Source organism: Thalassobacterium maritimum, assembly GCF_031127805.1.
Classification (GTDB): domain Bacteria; phylum Verrucomicrobiota; class Verrucomicrobiia; order Opitutales; family Coraliomargaritaceae; genus Thalassobacterium; species Thalassobacterium maritimum.
The window spans coordinates 1-393 of sequence record NZ_JARXHW010000267.1 but is presented as its reverse complement, the minus strand read 5'-3'; the positions used below and the strand labels follow the sequence as shown (position 1 = coordinate 393).

1 protein-coding gene is annotated in these 393 nt (G+C 47.8%); it reads right to left on the bottom strand.

Translation table 11 applies throughout. From position 1 onward, the window contains the following. Nucleotides 1–189: 189 nt before the first annotated feature. On the bottom strand, nt 190–393 hold a 204-nt coding region (locus QEH52_RS20295; protein ID WP_308952555.1), incomplete at its 5' end, for a PEP-CTERM sorting domain-containing protein.

Below are 393 nucleotides of genomic sequence, written 5' to 3'. Positions count from 1 at the left end.
GCGCTGGCGATCGGCTTGAGTTCCTAGTTTGCGGTTTGCCATGCAATGAACATGACCACTTTATTAGAATGCGCAATATTTATGTTAAAAGGTATAACTCCTAATCTGAGCAAAATCTGACGAAAAACGCAAAAAAAGCCCCGGAAGAACCGGAGCTTTCGAAAAAACTAAAAAATAACACCAATCGACTTAAGCACGACGGCGCGTCACTACGCAAGCCAGCGCCAATACTCCAGCAATTGCCGCGTACGCAGACGGCTCAGGAACGGCGCGTAACTGCATCGCATTGACGTGCCAAGTCGTATCAAGAACAAAATCAAATGATTGAGTGTCCGCATCGGCTGTAAAGGTGCCAATCACATATTGACCAAGCCCCCCTTCCGAGCTGGTGTC